Origin of the sequence: Bacteroides luhongzhouii (assembly GCF_009193295.2) — a bacterium.
GTDB lineage: Bacteria > Bacteroidota > Bacteroidia > Bacteroidales > Bacteroidaceae > Bacteroides > Bacteroides luhongzhouii.
The window spans coordinates 3,774,205-3,790,002 of record NZ_CP059973.1; the positions used below are offsets into that span (position 1 = coordinate 3,774,205).

Genomic DNA, 15,798 nt, shown 5'->3' on the forward strand with positions numbered 1-15,798 from the left:
ACGCGAACTTTATTCGCGCGTTGTCGGTGAGGGCGGGATCGCTCCCGATTACTTCCTCGATAAAATGGACTTTATCGAGGTTGAATCGTTTATAGACGGATTTAATCGACGCAATCGGGAAGCGTGGGAACAAACTAGATTGTTAGGTTTCATTATAGCGCAATCTAATAGCACAAAGACGCTAAAGCAAACCGATATACTCCGGTTCCCGTGGGATGAAGAAGAAAAGAAAGATACGAGCGTAACGGACGAAGAGATGCAACGATTACGAGCTAAAGCAAAAGAAGTAGAATCACAATTAAACACGCATAAAGATGTCTGATATAGTAACAAGATTATTGCTTAAAACGAATGACTTTGACGCAAATCTAAATAAGTCGAAGAAGAATGTAAACGGGTTTCAAAGCGACATTTCTAAGATGTCCGGCGTTGCAGTATCGGGAGTTATGAAGTTCGCCGGGGTTCTTGGTATTGCCGTAACTGCCTCGGAGGGTTTCAATAAAGTAATGAATAGCAGTCAGACGCTAGGAGATGAATATGCCCGTACTATGGACGGCTTAAAAGGTGGCGTAGACCAATTTTTCTACTCTATCGGTAGTGGAGACTGGACGCCGTTCATGAACGGGTTAACCGAAACTATACGTCTAGCACGCGAAGCATACAACGCGATGGATCAATTAGGAAATACAAAGATGTCATTCTCTTATTTTGATGCAAAGAATCAAGCAACCATACAAGAACAAATAACTATCTTAAAAGATAAGGATTCAACGGAAGAGCAAAAGAAAGCAGCTAGGGAACTATTAGACAAGACGCTGAAAGACCAAGAGGAAATCGTAGGACAATATAAACAAAGAAGTCAAAACGCATTACAAGCAATGGTAAAGGCGGCAATAGGACTTGACGGCGTAGATGTTTCGGCAATAGATATAGATAAAGTATTGAGATTAGATGTATCTTCGGCAGGCGATGAACAAAAGGCACAATTAGCGAAACAGTATAAAGACTTCGTAGATGAATACGATCGTTTGAAAGCCAAATTCACAACTTACGAAACGGTGGGTTCTGGAATGAATGTGCACACGGTTACAATAACAGATACAAATGCATTGAGTAAGGCAATAAGCCCGATGTTATCGAAGTATCAGGATGCAATACAATATAACGCGATTTTAGTAAAGAAGAGTGATGAATGGTTGCAGAATTTAATAAACGTTGCAACGGCGGCAGAGGCGGCGGGACGGAATTTATCTAGTATGACGAAAGCGGCGAACCGTGCTTCACAGTCAGGGATAGGCGGGAAAACGCCAAAGGAAGAACCGAAAGAGGGCTCTATCGCTTGGTATGACACGCAAATCGCAGAGCAAAATAAAAAACTTATTTCCGCAACCGACATGCAAGCACGCGCCACAATCCAAGCGACGATTAACGAATTACAGCAAAAGAAGATCAATCTAAAGTTTGTAGTCGACCAAGAAGCGTTTAAAATCGCTCACGGCGGGATGAAAGACGGCGCTTTGTCCGTACCTGTTGCACCGACTTACGATAAGGTTCCGACGCATGGGAAGGGAGGTGAAAATTTTAAGTTGCCGAAATATGATCCGCTATTTAAAAAAGAAGATGTAGACTTGAACGAAGATTATGCCGATTCGCTTTCGGCTATTAGTAGTGTAATGAGTGCCTTAAATGGTGTAACAAATGAAAGTGCCGCCTCATATTTGCAATGGGGTGCAAATGTTATATCAAGTATCGCACAGGCTATTCCGGCTATTTTGAGTTTAACAACCGCCAAAACAGCGGAAGCCGCGGCTAACTCTGCAAATTCGGCGGCTCAAATACCTTTCGTTGGTTGGCTTGCAGCGGCGGGGGCGGCTTTGTCTGTAGTTGCTGCAATGGCTAGTATCCCTAAATTCGCGACGGGTGGTATCGTTCCGGGTGCGTCATTTACGGGTGATAAGGTTCCGGCTTTACTTAATTCGGGCGAGATGATCCTAAACGGATCACAACAAAGCAACTTATTTAAAATGCTAAATTCGGGCTTATATGGTTCTTTATCGCAAAAGATTGCGCCATCAATAGAAGATCAAAGCCTCCGCTTATATAGTGATGTTGAAATAAGAGGGGATCGCATATTTTTAGCATTACAAAACCACATTAAAAAAACAGGTAAAAAACTATGGTAAATTACGGCACTATCTATACGCTTCCTTTCAAATCCAGAAAGGAAGTATCTTATTTGATTGAGATACAAAAAGAGAATTATGAAGGAAAAAGTACTGAATTGGTCGGCAGTGGCAATTCTCCTTTTTCCGTGATAATTGAGGACGAGGATTTTTTATATACACCGACTCGCTTTTCTTCTGCTTCAATCCGTATTGTTGGAGGTGACTATTTGCAAAATTTGTATTCGACCGGATATCAACAATACAGAGTATTATGCAAGCGAGGAAATGATATTATTTGGACGGGCTTTATAAATCCAGAACTATATACGCAGGATTACACATCTACAAAATTCGAACTAGAAATAGAATGTAGCTCCGCCATGAGCACGCTCGAATATGTTAACTACAAACAAAAGAACGCCGAACAACGAGCTTTTATTAGTTTTTGGGAACTGTTTAGAATGTTCATCGAGCAGTCTCGCGGGTGTTATTCGTCTATATTTATTCCTCATGTGTATGCTAAAAACGAAGATGATTATAATAACGATCTGAACGTATTTGAAGATATGACGATAAGTGAACAAAACTTCTTCGATGAGGATAACAAGGCTATGACTCTAAAAGAAATCTTAGAAGAGGTTTGTAAGTTCTTAAATTGGACGTGTGTAGATTGGCAGGGAGATTTATATTTTGTTGACATAGATCACAAAAGTACTTATTATAAATATGATTGCGACCTGAACACGTATTCTAAAACTACGCCTATTGCATTGAATGTTTCGGATATTGGTTTTGCAGGATCAGAACACTTTTTAGATATTTTGCCGGGATATAATAAAGCGACTGTAAAATGTAGTAATTATCCTATTGAGGAAATCAAGATAACCGAAGATTTTGATAAGCTAAAATTATTATCAAATATCGGAGAAGTATCTACTAATCTGGGTAACGGCAATACAAGACATACACAGAGGGAGGTTTTATATCCTAATATTTTAACGATGCACCAATTCACTTATAAAAATGGTGTTTTGTCTCCTGTTACAGACTTGTCTATTTATAAAAACAAGAGCAATGCCGACGAATTACTAGGGGCTATCCCATTAAGATACGCCTCTTATGAGTCCGGGCTAAAGACACCGACTACGCAATCGTACAATTATGAGTGTGCAATACAAGTCCGACAACGTTGTGGAACAAAATACGATCCTATTAACGACGTAACCCCCAATTCGGTATTTAATGACTCGATTGTAGTTATCGGCGCAAAGAAAGACGCTTTATTTTTAGGGAAGGGAGGAGCTCTTTCTCTCAATATGAGTATTAAGGTTTTGCAAAAGGATAAATATGATTCTCCCTTTGGTGGCGGTTTGGTTCCTTCCGAGGATGGTATTACATATTTAAAAGATATAATTAAAGTAGGAATAAGAATTGGCGATAAATATGTTTCTAAAGATAATTACGGGCGGTTTACGTGGAGTGATACCCCGTCTACTATGTCTATAAATTTAGATCAATCTAGTGTAGAAAATGCTGATGGAAAAATGGGAACGGGGTTTGTCTCATTGTATAAAACATACGGAGTACTTGGTAAGTATTCTGATGCAGACGGTGTTGTAATGGATATTCCGACTAATTTATTTGGCACGCTTGAAATGTCTATATATGCTCCAATATTGACGGAAAGAGAGGGGCAAGTTCCGTACGGATATTTGATAAAAGACCTTAAATTAAGATATTGCCAGCCGTTAGATATGGACGACGATAAAGACTCCGACCGGATTTACGAGAATGTTGTTAATGAAAACTTTATTAATGAATTAGACGAAATAGAGTTTAAGATTTCGAGTTATAACAACGATGGAGCGTGCTACAGTAAAGTTTTGTTATTAGATGAATATTTGAAAGATAACCTTTATTCATCTATTGAAAAGACTTTGATTCGCCCGGAAGAGCTTTTAATAAGAAGAATTATTAATCAATACGGAGCTACCAAAATAAAACTAACACAGGTATTATTAAATAGTGACTCTATAACTCCTATATCCGTTCTTTCGGATAACTACATGAAAGGAAAACGTTTCATGATAGCAGGCGGAGAAATAGATTTCGCCAATGAACAATTTACCTGTAAAATGATAGAAGCATAATGACGATTCAAATAAAAAATAAAGCTATTCCATCATCGCCTCGGTCGAAAAACTATCCGTCCGGGGCGATTGTAAACGTGTCGTCTGGCGGTGGTACTGGAATGACTACCAACGGCGGCGGATCAAACGTCACTATTCTAGGAAAAGACGATTTGAGATCGGCGACAGATTTAAATGTTTTCTCATCTCTTCGCACGCTTGCGGAGATATTATCTATAATTGTAACGAAAGACGACACCGAAACGAAGCTAACAGATAGTAATGTTTTATCGTCACTCCGAGTAAACAAAGAACTTGATACAATCAACGAAAAGTTTAAGGAGGCTATCGACGCTTTAAAAGACTTATATCTATCCAAAATAGCGCCAGACGAAACGCAATTTCTTATCAAGTTGTTAGGCGGTTTAATCGTTGATAACGGGCTAGATGTAACGAAGGGTATTTCTACGGATACATTAACCGCAACGACGATAGATGCCGATACAACAAAAACGGCAATACTAACCGCAACGGAGGTAACGACGCAAATACTCAACATTCTTGATAAACTGATTGCCAAATCAGCTACTTTTTCCGGTGATATATCCTCAAATGATTACGCAGAAGGCTTAATCGGTTGGCTAATCGGCAAAGACGGTCATATAGATGCAAAATCTCTTCGTCTACGTGATTTCCTTGAAGTTCCTGAATTACGCTACAACCGCGTATCAATCGTTTCGGGTGAAGAGTGGAACGCTCCGGGCGGTGGGATTATCGAATCAGTAGACACAGAGAACGGAATTATCTATCTAAAGCTAGAACCGGGCGAAATAGCAGAAATAGAGGTAGACGATATTTGCAAAGGTATATTCAACAACTCAACCGGATTTCAAACCACTTATTTTCGTATTACTGAAAAGATCGGTGATTCTACGTTTAAATATGCGCTTCGTTCTGGTACAACCGCACACCCTTGCAAGGCTATGCACTTCGTTTCGTATGGTAACTTCACAAACAAAGAGCGGCAAAAATCGAGCTACTCGACACAAAGCTATGCTCGTTATCTGATGGGTGTTAACAGTTGGGAGATTACAAAGGAAATGATTGCTATGCAGTTGGGAGACTTGTCTAACTTAAAGTTGTTTGGTATCGAAATGACCGGACATAGTGCGTATCTCCGCAATGTGTATATGACAGGGACTATCAAGCAATTATCTAACGATGGTATAACAGAAGTTCCCGTACCCGCTTTCAAAGGAGTATGGACGCCGGGCACATATTGGTACTATGATGAAGTTGTATGCAATGGCAGTACATGGATATGTATTGCAGACAAAACAATCCAAGAACCAACAGACAATTCTACTGATTGGCTTAAATATGTCTCTAAGGGAGAAACGGGTGTCAAGGGCGACAAAGGCGATAAGGGTGATAAGGGTGATACAGGTGCAACCGGGGCAAAAGGCGACAAAGGTGATACAGGACCGACCGGATCGCAAGGTATTCCCGGCACATCACAGTATTTTCACGTAAAGTACTCCGCTAATGCGAACGGTAATCCGATGTCTGACACTCCGAATACTTATATCGGTACAGCGGTAACAACTAGTGCGACCGCTCCAACCGGATACGCTTCTTATAAGTGGGTACAGTTGAAAGGCTCGCAAGGTCCTAAAGGGGAACAAGGTATTGCCGGACCAACCGGAGCCAACGGACAAACTTCCTACTTACACATCAAGTACTCGGACAACGGTACGACGTTTACCGCTAACAACGGTGAAACACCGGGCGCGTACATCGGACAATATACCGACTTCACGGCGGCAGACAGCAATACGTTTTCCGCTTATACATGGACGAAGGTCAAGGGCGACAAAGGCGATAAGGGTGATAAGGGTGATACAGGTGCAACCGGGGCAAAAGGCGACAAAGGTGATACAGGACCGACCGGATCGCAAGGTATTCCCGGCACATCACAGTATTTTCACGTAAAGTACTCCGCTAATGCGAACGGTAATCCGATGTCTGACACTCCGAATACTTATATCGGTACAGCGGTAACAACTAGTGCGACCGCTCCAACCGGATACGCTTCTTATAAGTGGGTACAGTTGAAAGGCTCGCAAGGTCCTAAAGGGGAACAAGGTATTGCCGGACCAACCGGAGCCAACGGACAAACTTCCTACTTACACATCAAGTACTCGGACAACGGTACGACGTTTACCGCTAACAACGGTGAAACACCGGGCGCGTACATCGGACAATATACCGACTTCACGGCGGCAGACAGCAATACGTTTTCCGCTTATACATGGACGAAGGTCAAGGGCGACAAAGGCGATAAGGGTGATAAGGGTGATACAGGTGCAACCGGGGCAAAAGGCGACAAAGGTGATACAGGACCGACCGGATCGCAAGGTATTCCCGGCACATCACAGTATTTTCACGTAAAGTACTCCGCTAATGCGAACGGTAATCCGATGTCTGACACTCCGAATACTTATATCGGTACAGCGGTAACAACTAGTGCGACCGCTCCAACCGGATACGCTTCTTATAAGTGGGTACAGTTGAAAGGCTCGCAAGGTCCTAAAGGGGAACAAGGTATTGCCGGACCAACCGGAGCCAACGGACAAACTTCCTACTTACACATCAAGTACTCGGACAACGGTACGACGTTTACCGCTAACAACGGTGAAACACCGGGCGCGTACATCGGACAATATACCGACTTCACGGCGGCAGACAGCAATACGTTTTCCGCTTATACATGGACGAAGGTCAAAGGCGACAAAGGCGATAAGGGTGATAAGGGTGATACAGGTGCAACCGGGGCTACTGGGCTTCCCGGTGCCCTTATCCGTCCGCGCGGTGAGTGGAAAGCAAACACCAACTATGTTAACAACACGCAGTATCGAGATACTATCATCTACAACGGTAATACTTATTCGTGTCGTGCGGATCATAATTCCGGTTCTTCTTTCGATGTAACGAAATGGACTTTGTTTAACGAATTTATAAATGTCGCTACGCAGTTGTTAGTAGCTCAAAATGCGACGATCGACATATTAGGAACATCGGGTTTATTTGTCGGTAATCTATCAAAAACGCAGGGTTGGTTAATAAAAGGCGGCTCAATTAAGCATAATGTAACCGGGCTTGAATTAACAGCGGACGGAAAATTGTCACTTCCTGCAACGGGTGCGATGTTGGTTGGGAATAAGACGTTTATCAGTAACGGAAAGATTGTAACGGATTTTATCGATGTTGATAAATTAGCAGTTACTAACTTAGCAGCAATAAAAGGCACGATTGCAGGTTTTGAGATTGCGAATAATCGTATCGGAGTTGCAGATAGCGACAAAGGAGGTGTGTATTCTGGGTTATCTCTTAACAGAGATTTTATTAAGTTTTCCGAGTCGGATACATGGGTAGGCATAGGCACTAATGTGTTTCCATCGTCAACCGGAATGAAGTGTCTGGCACGATGCGAATATACAGGGAATGTAAATTCGGGTGTAGCTTTATACGCAAAATTTAGACCTAAAGAAGCTTCTAGCTGGTATGCACAACGTGCTATTCAATATGACGGGAATGTTTTTGGAATAGGTCGGCGCGCTATTTTTGAAGATGGTTATGTTGGAGCAGCCTACACGGATATAATAACAAGTAATATAGCGAATACTCATACTTATGTATTTACCTCGATCTCGTCCACATTAGTAGCGATTAATCTTCCGGGACGTGCTCAACTAGAGAAGCTCGGAATTTCTAATAACACTTTCTTCGAGTTGCGGATAATGGTTACCTGGGAACCCGGTTCTAATAAATGGCTAAGAATTAAAGGCTGCACAGATGGTCGCCTGTTGATGGGCGTCAATGTTGCAAATGCGAATCTATGGGGAGATGGTTGTGCTGATATTTCAGGTGGGAATATGTTTAGAATAAGATATATGAATAGTCACTATTACCTATAATTACAATAATGAAAATAGACTTTAGAAATATTCAAGTAAAAGACATCGAAGGGAATAATAGTACCGTCGATATTGCAAAAATGTTAGGCAATGCGATCTATCAGAAAACCGCCGATTTGGGCGAGTTGGAATTAGCTCAACAAATCTACAAAAACGGTGAAGTGGAATTGTCTACGAATCAGGCGGAACGCATCAAAGAATACGTAAGAACTAACTTTGTCGCAGTTGTGCAGATTGCAGTGAATGAGGCTTTATCGGTAGAATAAGAGCTACCCAAAGCGATATGAAATACATAAAATAAAAATATGGACGAATGGTTAAAAATCATAGGAGCGTTAGGAGGATTAGAGGCGATCCGATTTACTGTTACTTTTCTAGCGAATCGAAAAACGAACGCTAGAAAAGAAAAGGCTACGGCGGATTCTATGGAACTTCAAAATTTACTTTCTATCATTGACAATCTAAACAAGCAGATCGAGCGGTACGACGAACGATTAAAACAACGTGATGAGAAAGTAGATACGATTTACCGGGAATGGAGAACCGCACAAGCAGAGGCACAAAATTGGATGCGTAAATACTACGAGCTTGAATTAGCTTTGAAGGATGCGGAACACAACCGATGTGATAGACCCGACAGCGAGTGCAGCCGGAGAACTCCGCCGCGTAGACCAATAACTATTAATCAAAACAATAAGGAGACAGCAGAATGAAACACTTCACTATTAAAGAGCTTGCGCACTCCGATACGGCGTTAGCGAAAGGAATTGATAATTTCCCAACAGCAGAAGCTATCAACAATTTAACAAAGCTAGTAGATAATGTACTCGATCCGTTACGCGAGAAATACGGTAAACCGATCCGCGTTAGCTCTGGGTATCGCAGTGCAATTCTTAATCGTAGCGTTAATGGTGCGACATCTAGCCAACATCGACTAGGGGAAGCCGCCGATATTACGGTAGGAAGCAAAGAAGGGAACCGGAAGCTATTCGAAATAATCAAAAGCGAATTACCTTTCGACCAGTTAATCGACGAAAAGGATTTTTCTTGGGTACACGTGTCATTCAGAGAAGGACGTAATCGGAAACAAATACTAAAGCTATGAAACGACTAGTTTACATTATCATACTGTTAATATTAGCGGTGTGTTTCACGTCCTGCCGAACTCAATATATCCCGGTTGAATCCGTTCGCACTGAATACAAGACACGTGATAGTATCCGATTTGATAGTATCTATCAACACGACAGCATTTATGCGCTCGTAAAGGGCGATACAGTCTATCAGTATAGATATAAATATCTGTATCGCTATCTAACAACGAATCGCACCGATACGATTCTTAAAAACGATTCTATTCGTGTGCCTTATCCGGTTGAAAAGAAGTTAAACCGATGGCAATCTATTAAAATGGAGTTGGGCGGGTGGGCGTTTGGAATTATAATTTTGTTTATTCTGATAATAATTGGTCGAATAATATTCAAATCAAGAAATAATTAGTATATTTGTGTACGGGTGGGGGTGTCTGTTGTATCATCTCTCTGTGGAAAATTGCTATTTTTCGAGGACGGGAGATAATGCGTTATTTATTCCATTAAGAATGAGAGGTTGTGCCGTTGAACGACACAACCTCTTTTTATTTATATGCAATAAGAAAACCCCGCAACGGCTCAAATTGCGGGGCTGGTGTCAAATAAGAATCTTAACCGAGTTTAAGCGATGTTTGATGAATCATTTCGCTTACGTCCTTCAAGGCATTTAAAAATGTTTGAAGTTCATTATCAGTAAAGCGAGCCTTTTTCCCGTTTACGATGTTACCGTTAATTCTTTGATATAGCCAATTTCTTGACTTACCGAAATACTTCTTTGCGATATAGCTAAACGAAATAGCCTCCGGCAGTTCTCCGAGCTTATCTCGCAATATAGCTTCTTCCGCTCTTTCTATGAAATCATTGCAAGCGTCTACGGTTGCTTTTAGTCCGGATTCAGACGCTTTTTTATAGGCTTCTCGCTGATCTTCTGGCAGTGCGTTATATTTGGCTTGCATTTCTTTTTTGAAAGCGTCCCTTTCTTCTTGTGTAGATAAGGTTTTAAATCTTTCAAAATCCGCTTTCATTTCGGGCGTTGGCAAACAAGCGTTTATATCTATCATATTTTAAAGTTTTAATCCCTCCCCGAAGGGAGGGAGGTTAATTACTCTTTTAATTTTTCCCGAATCTCATTCATCCGGTCGAGTATGTCATTTATTAATGCTTCTCTTTCTTTTTCATTTTCGGGAACCCCGTAGGCTTCGTGGAATGAAGCGAGAAGTTTTAAATTCTCATACTCTTGTTCTAATTCCTTTCTTTCTTCATCTTTCATTGGTTAAACATTAAAATTAAGAACTCTTATTTGACTCTACAAAGATAATAAGCATTTGCTTATTGTGCAAGTTTTTGGCGAATTATTTTAGTGAATTAATATAATCTATTACTTTTCTATTCGCTTTATCTATTTGCTCTAAATCGTAATCTATATAAATTCCGGTTGTTTTGCATCCGAACTCGTGCCCCAAAGCTAAAGATATTACATCTTTCGATATTCCTATTTTATGCGCTATTGTAGCCCATGTATGGCGCGCCCAATACGAGGTGATGTCGGGAAATAAAATATCTCTAATCTTTTTCCCGCCTAATCCTTTTCGTTCGAAATTTCCCAGTTTTTGCAAACCTCTATTCATTGCTGCCATATACTTTCTATAATTGTAATCGTTGGTTTCGAGCGTGTTTAGTAGAAATTTATTTCCTTTATACCTGTTTATTATCTCCATTGCTTCCGGTTCTACTTTGATAGAGTATAGCTTTCCGGTTTTTTCTCGTTTATATTCTATGCGTCCGTCAACTATTTGCTTGAGGTTAAATAAGTCTATTGCGTTTATTCCGATTAGATAAAACATAAGCATGAATATGTCTTGATACTCCTTTTGATATTCTTCTCCGTTGAAATCTCTTAGGGTAATAAGTTGATCCGGCTTTAACGATCGTTTTCTAGTTTCCTCCCTTTCTATTGTGAACTTTCTAAATGGATATAGTTCCGTTTCCTCATTATCTATCGCGTGATTGAAAACCGCCCTAATATTCCTTAAATGGATTGAAATCGAGTTTGTTTTTATTCCGGTATCTTTTAGCCATTTATTGAACGATTCTAGCCATTTCCTTGTCATCGTTTCAAATGTACAGGTCGGATCATAGGCAAGAATCTTATTTTTTGTAGCTTTATATAGAACGATTGTATTTTCTTTTGTTTTTGTAGCTACAAACTCATCTATATAGCTTACGAAAGTTTTACAGGTAGATTCATTTTTGATAGATTTTAGAATGTAGTCTTTTAACGCTTTGTCGCTCATTCCTTTTAACTTCTGATTATCGTCAAGTATAACAAGTAACATTTCAACACGATTAATAAGATTCCGAATCGCTACGTTCTTAGCTTTATGATTCTTTGCGTTCTTATTATACTCTGTGCCCGTCCATGTTTCCGGTGTAGCGCAAAAATCAGTACATAACATTATTTGCCCTTTGTGTCTGACTTGTAGTTTAACCGGAAATGTCCCATCTTTCTTTTCTCTGCGAGTGTCTAAGTAAAAACCAACTGTTGCCATATTATTATCATTTTTAGTATATATACGCAAACAACGTATTAACGGGATAGCGCGATAATAATGCAAGATGAAAATTTGCATTAAATTTGCATTTTTTCTTTTGAAAATACCCGTTTATAACGCCTAAAAACGATACTTTGATATAGATATAGGGTAATAAAAAAGCCCCTTACTTGTTTGTAAGAGGCTGATAATCAGATAGTAGTGGGTACGGGAATCGAACCCGTATTGCATGCGTGAGAGGCATGTGTCCTAACCGTTAGACGAACCCACCGGAGTTTGATAGATTAAAAAGAGCCAAGTCTTTAAAACTTAGCTCTTTTTTATTTTGAGATTTTTTGCGGAAGCTGGGGGATTCGAACCCCCGGTACCCTTACGAGTACGTCAGTTTAGCAAACTGGTGGTTTCAGCCACTCACCCAAACTTCCTTGAACCCGCATTCTCTCTCAAATGCGGTGCAAATATAGGGGGAACTTTTGGACTACGCAAATCTTTTAGCAAGATTTTTTTTACCTGTTTTTTGTAAAATGAGATAACCTGCTATGTTTCAAATGTTAAACGGAAGAAATTTTTTTTCGAAAGCTTTTAATTTTTATCGATGGAATGGGAACTTGAAACATATTGACGCTATCCGTTTATTATAGTGACGGTATCTTCATGGGATAGGGTAAACATCCGGATGGGATAGTGACGGTATATTTGACGTGAGAAAAGGACATAAAAAAAGGCTATCTATCCCAGACAGCCAATCTTTTTGTTAACCTTAAATCTAATACTATGAAAAACACAGTACAAATATACGGACTTCTGTCAACTTTGCAAATAAAACAAGAAAAAAGAGATGTTTTATAACATTGATTAAATATTTGATTCTTCAATTCTATTTTTATTAAGACTTTCAGCGTTTTGAATGCTATATTCCCAATATTTATCACATAATTTCAGATAGCTGGTTTCGGCACTCTTGCCGCCTAAAGAAATAGCGTACATTTTAGTCTGTTTCGCTTTTGCGTGTTCGATGGTTCGGGATAGCGGTTGATCGACAGGACGCATCTCAAAGTCCGATACGGTGATAATGTCTGCTTCCATATATCCTTCTTCGCTGATCTTCCGCAAAGCATGCGTGATGACAGGTTCCATATCAGTTCCGCCATGAAAGGATTGGCATAAGAAATCGACAAGGCGATCGAAACTGCTTCCTAAATCTGTGATTTCGATGCACTCGATATCATCGGAAAACAGGATGACGTAACATTTCCGATGTTGCACTTCCGTCAGTTCGGCAATGGCAAGCAGAGTGGATTTCGCGATTCTTTCCCGTTCGCCTGCCATGGAACCGGAAGTGTCCAGGCAAACAATGAAAGGGCCTTCGGCTTCTTCGGAAACTTCATTTCCTATTGTTTTCTTGTCGTTGATGGTTTGCTTTTCATGTGATTGATAGTCGATGACTTGCAATCTCTTCTCAATGAAACGCTCAAAGAAAATGGGTTGCAGGCTTTTTTCGGCCAGATAGCAATACTCTAAGGGAAGAAGGCTGTTTAAGTCGTTTCCTTCGCAAATACCTGCAATATCGCTTCGGGTGGCATGAGATATAATTTGTTCCCGATGAATACCGGCAGTCATTTTGAAACGTTTCCGGCTGCTTTGGTGCTTCTTGCCCAAGATTTCTACCAGTTCACGGATAACGGGATTTCGTTTGATCGTTTCTTCGTATTCTAAAATATGTTCCGCTATCTGTTTATGGTTGCGGAGTAACCAGACGAGGCGTGAGCCGCCACGTACCGGAAGATTTTTGGCAAGTGATAGCTGAAGACGGTAGAAATCATCACAGAGCCGCTCGATATGTTCCATCTGATAGTTGAACTCGTTGTTCGAGAGCAACGTGTGCCATTTGTCGAAGAAGAGAGTTCGCAACGCTTTCCATTCTTTAGAGCGCGGGCTGATTTTGTCAAAACGCTGGAGGTAGTATTTTACGTTGAGGTCTACCAGATGATATTTCATAGAGAACGGGTAGGCGCTGTTTTTCAGGAATTGGAGAAACTTGGCGTCTGATGCTTCATCCATTTCATGAAAGTATTCCCATTGCGACGCGTAGTGGGAGTAGAAATCTTGCAGGGAGGGTTGCGTGTGACGAAAATACCGGTGAATGTCCGCATCCAGTTCTTCGGGACGGATAATCAGGTTGTGCAGTTGTTCGTCGTACACATCGTAGGCTATTCTCTGCAATTTCTCATAATAAATGTCTTGCAGGTGTTTGAGCCTAATACTCTCTGTTCTCTTGTTCATGGGCATGAGCGATGATGCGGAGTTCGTTCCGGTAATTCTCTATGATATGTGCAGTCTCTCCTAAAATTCGCTTGATCTTGCTTTTTTGTGATGAACTTAAGAAGAGATGCTCTTTTGTATATGTTGTTTCCCGTTCGGAGATTGTTTTATATTCCACTTCCATTTGATGGAGCAAGTCGATCACTTCCTGCAATGTAAATTCGAACGGAGTGCTGCCATCCTGTTGTACGGGCAAAGGGTCGCAATTGTCATAACACAGTAACGGATATTCCTGATTGTTGACGAAAACAGACCGTCTTCCTTTTCGGAGGGAATAGATATTCTTTTGCGCGATATTTCTGTTTTTTACAAAATCGTAGGCTTTCAGGATCTTGTTGACCGGACGGAATTTATCCTGCTGGATATAAAACAAGCGGTTGCTGTCTTTCTTCAAAGACTGGTAATCGGAAGCAAATATGAGTAGATTTCCGGCAATGTGATAACCTTCTATGCGATGATAGAAGGTGTCTACTACCTGGATTCCCGGATCGCTAAGTTCACGCAGGCTGTGTTCGGACTTCATGTTTTCTTTCAGTGTGTCCAATTTTTGTTCCAGCCGTTTCTCTCCTAACAGATAGGTGTTGATGCCTCGTGCTATCGACTGTTCTACAATTTCTTCGATAATGGGGAGCTGCGAAATTTCATCCCACAGGCAGGCGCTCATCAACAGGCAGTCGGAGAAATGAATTCCCGGAGATTCATTCAGATAGGCTGATGTGCGGAGCAGACCTACTATTTTCTTCCAGCGGCGGTCGGATACATAGATGGGAGGGGTGTTCTCATCCCGTCCTGTGTTGTATTGTTCAATTTCTCGTTTGATATTGTGAATCAGCTCGAAGATAGTATAGTGGATGCCTACTTTTTCGCTTTCAGTTTGTATCTGATTGTATAATTCATCGTTCACCTGGAGTTTTTCCGGGATTTCAGGCTCTATTTCCCGCGTAGAAGAAATCATCTGATCGAACGCATATTCCTGTTCGATACATCCGACAAACTGGCGGATCAGGAAACGGTCGTATAAGGCTTCCAGCCCTTCACCTTTTGCCGGCAGTTCATTGGAAGCGGCAATCAACGCTTTCAGGGGGACACGCACCGTAAATTGTCCGTTGCGGTATATCTTTTCATTGATTACCGTTAAAAGGGAATTTTGGATAGCAGGACCGGCCTTCCATATTTCATCCAGAAAGACGATCGATGCTGTCGGCAGGTATCCTTTTGTAATGCGTTCGTACGTATCTTCATCTTTCAGCTTTGAGATGGAGACGGGACCGAATATTTCATCCGGTGTACTGAAGCGGGACATCAGATACTCAAAAGCATTTGCGTCCTTAAATGCCAGTTTGAGCCTGCGTGCTACCAAACTCTTGGCTACTCCCGGAGGGCCCAGCAGAAAGATACTTTCCCCTGCCATGGCAGACAGTAGAGACAGTGCGATGGTATGCTCTTTTTCGAATACTCCCTCGTTGAGGGACTTCAACAATTGGGTGATATGTGACTTGATAGACTTCATGCGACGGATAATTTCATGTGTTGTTAGTGGGAGGCAAAGATACAAGAATTCT

General features: G+C 41.1%; 11 protein-coding genes and 2 tRNA genes. 6 read left to right on the forward strand and 7 right to left on the reverse strand.

Features of this window, described 5'->3' with window-relative positions; translation table 11 throughout:
• Positions 1–314 precede the first annotated feature (314 nt).
• From GD631_RS13945 to GD631_RS13970, 6 genes are read left to right on the forward strand one after another with little or no spacing between them, the layout of a single operon-like run.
• On the forward strand, positions 315–2,183 hold the full coding sequence (locus GD631_RS13945; RefSeq protein ID WP_143257519.1) for a hypothetical protein: 1,869 nt from the start codon (positions 315–317) through the stop codon (positions 2,181–2,183).
• A gap of 53 nt (positions 2,184–2,236) precedes the next feature.
• Entirely contained in the window at positions 2,237–4,315 is a 2,079-nt protein-coding gene (locus tag GD631_RS13950; protein WP_244983335.1) for a hypothetical protein, read from the forward strand.
• Entirely contained in the window at positions 4,315–8,271 is a 3,957-nt protein-coding gene (locus GD631_RS13955; RefSeq protein WP_185911469.1) for a collagen-like domain-containing protein, read from the forward strand. The genes GD631_RS13950 and GD631_RS13955 overlap by 1 nt, the downstream gene beginning before the upstream one ends.
• 8 nt (positions 8,272–8,279) lie before the next feature.
• Complete coding sequence (locus GD631_RS13960) at positions 8,280–8,537, forward strand: hypothetical protein (protein ID WP_143257522.1); 258 nt, start codon at positions 8,280–8,282, stop codon at positions 8,535–8,537.
• A 39-nt stretch (positions 8,538–8,576) separates the two neighbouring features.
• Positions 8,577–8,984 carry a hypothetical protein gene (locus GD631_RS13965; protein WP_087323918.1) on the forward strand — a complete coding sequence of 136 codons (408 nt, stop codon included), beginning with the start codon at positions 8,577–8,579 and terminating at the stop codon, positions 8,982–8,984.
• Entirely contained in the window at positions 8,981–9,376 is a 396-nt protein-coding gene (locus GD631_RS13970) for a D-Ala-D-Ala carboxypeptidase family metallohydrolase (protein ID WP_143257523.1), read from the forward strand. The genes GD631_RS13965 and GD631_RS13970 overlap by 4 nt, the downstream gene beginning before the upstream one ends.
• Before the next feature lie 597 nt (positions 9,377–9,973).
• On the opposite strand, the gene GD631_RS13975 is transcribed toward GD631_RS13970, so the two are convergent.
• The 7 genes from GD631_RS13975 to GD631_RS14005 all read right to left on the reverse strand — a co-directional run bounded on the left by GD631_RS13975 (position 9,974) and on the right by GD631_RS14005 (position 15,746).
• The gene (locus GD631_RS13975) at positions 9,974–10,423 is read right to left on the reverse strand and encodes a DUF5053 domain-containing protein (protein WP_004326910.1); all 450 of its coding nucleotides are present in this window, start codon (positions 10,421–10,423) and stop codon (positions 9,974–9,976) included.
• Positions 10,424–10,464: 41 nt separating this feature from the next.
• Positions 10,465–10,632, reverse strand: coding sequence for a hypothetical protein (locus GD631_RS13980; RefSeq protein WP_004326911.1), 168 nt, complete (start codon positions 10,630–10,632; stop codon positions 10,465–10,467).
• Positions 10,633–10,714: 82 nt separating this feature from the next.
• Positions 10,715–11,911: a tyrosine-type recombinase/integrase gene (locus tag GD631_RS13985; RefSeq protein ID WP_185911470.1), complete on the reverse strand. Its 1,197-nt coding sequence runs from the start codon at positions 11,909–11,911 to the stop codon at positions 10,715–10,717.
• A gap of 202 nt (positions 11,912–12,113) precedes the next feature.
• A tRNA-Glu gene (locus GD631_RS13990) sits at positions 12,114–12,185 on the reverse strand.
• A 67-nt stretch (positions 12,186–12,252) separates the two neighbouring features.
• Positions 12,253–12,339, reverse strand: a tRNA-Ser gene (locus tag GD631_RS13995).
• A 430-nt stretch (positions 12,340–12,769) separates the two neighbouring features.
• Positions 12,770–14,197 carry a vWA domain-containing protein gene (locus GD631_RS14000; RefSeq protein WP_185911471.1) on the reverse strand — a complete coding sequence of 476 codons (1,428 nt, stop codon included), beginning with the start codon at positions 14,195–14,197 and terminating at the stop codon, positions 12,770–12,772.
• Positions 14,172–15,746, reverse strand: a complete 1,575-nt coding sequence (locus GD631_RS14005) for an AAA family ATPase (RefSeq protein ID WP_143257634.1) — start codon at positions 15,744–15,746, stop codon at positions 14,172–14,174. Before GD631_RS14005 ends, GD631_RS14000 begins: the two co-directional genes overlap by 26 nt.
• Positions 15,747–15,798 lie beyond the last annotated feature (52 nt).

Coding starts and splice junctions, on each gene's coding strand:
- GD631_RS13945 (WP_143257519.1), top strand. CDS start 315: ATGTCTGATATAGTAACAAGATTATTGCTTAAAACGAATGACTTTGAC.
- GD631_RS13955 (WP_185911469.1), top strand. CDS start 4,315: ATGACGATTCAAATAAAAAATAAAGCTATTCCATCATCGCCTCGGTCG.
- GD631_RS13960 (WP_143257522.1), top strand. CDS start 8,280: ATGAAAATAGACTTTAGAAATATTCAAGTAAAAGACATCGAAGGGAAT.
- GD631_RS13965 (WP_087323918.1), top strand. CDS start 8,577: ATGGACGAATGGTTAAAAATCATAGGAGCGTTAGGAGGATTAGAGGCG.
- GD631_RS13970 (WP_143257523.1), top strand. CDS start 8,981: ATGAAACACTTCACTATTAAAGAGCTTGCGCACTCCGATACGGCGTTA.
- GD631_RS13975 (WP_004326910.1), bottom strand. CDS start 10,423: ATGATAGATATAAACGCTTGTTTGCCAACGCCCGAAATGAAAGCGGAT.
- GD631_RS13980 (WP_004326911.1), bottom strand. CDS start 10,632: ATGAAAGATGAAGAAAGAAAGGAATTAGAACAAGAGTATGAGAATTTA.
- GD631_RS13985 (WP_185911470.1), bottom strand. CDS start 11,911: ATGGCAACAGTTGGTTTTTACTTAGACACTCGCAGAGAAAAGAAAGAT.
- GD631_RS14000 (WP_185911471.1), bottom strand. CDS start 14,197: ATGAACAAGAGAACAGAGAGTATTAGGCTCAAACACCTGCAAGACATT.
- GD631_RS14005 (WP_143257634.1), bottom strand. CDS start 15,746: ATGAAGTCTATCAAGTCACATATCACCCAATTGTTGAAGTCCCTCAAC.